This is a genomic window from Mesorhizobium comanense (assembly GCF_005503535.1).
Lineage (GTDB): Bacteria > Pseudomonadota > Alphaproteobacteria > Rhizobiales > Rhizobiaceae > Mesorhizobium > Mesorhizobium comanense.
The window spans coordinates 1-1605 of record NZ_SCNN01000071.1; the positions used below are offsets into that span (position 1 = coordinate 1).

Annotated in this window: 2 protein-coding genes; both read right to left on the bottom strand. The window is 59.5% G+C overall.

The window, feature by feature from the left end:
* The coding region (locus tag FFS37_RS36410) for a DUF4396 domain-containing protein (RefSeq protein WP_232375919.1) at window positions 1-1310 on the bottom strand (1310 nt) is incomplete at its 3' end.
* 115 nt (window positions 1311-1425) lie between these two features.
* Window positions 1426-1605, bottom strand: a 180-nt coding sequence (locus tag FFS37_RS35625) for a heavy-metal-associated domain-containing protein (protein WP_137935555.1), incomplete at its 5' end; no start/stop codon positions are given.

The window sequence follows — 1605 nt, forward strand, 5'->3', positions numbered from 1 at the left end:
TGCTTGTTGTAGGCAAAGGCCTCGACCGTCACTCCGGGCAGAATCGACCAGCGGATAACCGAAGCCTCGAGATCGAATACCTTCACGCCGTTCTCGATTCGCGGTTCGAGGACCGTGCCTCCCTGTGCCGCGGGATCAGCCTTGAAACTCACCAGCCTAGGATCGACCGCCGCCATATCGCGCATGGCAGCGGCCGGCGTGTCGCGATCCATGATCATGCCGGGCGGCATAATGGCTCCGCCGACATCGCGGGCCGACAGCGTCAGGTTCAGCCAGTTCGCCGGCGCCATCATGCCGATCGCCAGCGCAATCAGGGAAACCACACCTAGCGCAGCAATCTGAGGCGTGGTGGCGTCCGTCTCCATTTGATGGCCGCCGCTCTTTTTGCCCGCGTGGGAAGCCATGTCATGACCTTGCTGGGCGTGATTGCCAGCCTGATGCATTTCCATCCCCGCATGTTGCCCCTTGGCGGGCTGAGCCTGTGCTGCATGGGAAGCCGATGCCTTCGCCTGTGACGGTGCTTTCGCTTTCGTCGGTGCTTTCGCAGGCGCGGTCTTCCCGGTATGTCCGGCATGGCCTTCTTCCGCCATGTCGGATGCCCCGCCATGCGTGTGCTTTGTCTCCTGACCGGATTCGGCGGCTTGCAGGCGCACCGTCATCAACCCATGCTTCAGCTTGCGTGCGACCAGCCAGACATTGGCAGGGTAGGCGAGTGCAAAGCCGGCAATGACGCCGATCGACATCACGCCCCAGAACACGAGCTCTGTGGGTTCCATCGCGCGCATGTCGCGGCCCATCATCAGAAAACTCATCACCGGGGCCATGCCGGCCATCATGAAATTCATCGAAATGAATTCTGGCAGAAAGCTTTTGCGCACGTTTTCCCAATAGGTGCCGCCCATCATCGATTTCATGAACAGCGACTGGAATATGAACAGGCCGAAGGCGAAGCCGGCCAGATATTCGACGATGAGATCGAGCCACATCGGTAGACCAAGTGCTGCCGTGATCACGGCAGCGAGGATGATGCCCGTCGCATCTCCGGCAACGCAGTGGATGGTCGAGCCGACGCCCTGCTTCCACAGAGGCTTGGTGAAGTCCTCGTGCTCGCCCGGGCGGGGTTCCTTATCGGCAAGCACATAAAGCAACAGTCCAAGCGGACCCATATAGAGGGTCACCAGGATAAAACCCCATTTCATCACCACCGGTTCGGGGTTGTTGCGGTACTGATCGAAGCCGACATAGAGCGTCGAGGCGGCCGCAATCGCGAACCACGCAACGAGAAAATAATCGATTGGCTGGATAAGCATGAGGGTCCGCCCTTGGTTTCTCACCGTACTCTATCAGACGGCTCAGCGTACCAAGCCTCAATGTAAATGAACGCGACCGGCGCGTTTATGATCCGCGCCGGCCGCGCATGATATCTCAGGCCGCCAGCTTCTCGTTGTCGTAGCCGGCAGACCTAATGACATCGCAAATTGCGGATTCGTCGGCCTTGGTCTCCACGGCGACCGTCGATGATCCGAGGTCGATTGCCACCCGAGCTGCCGGATCGACGCTTTTTACGGCCTTTTCGATCGTGCTGGCACAGTGACCACAACTCAT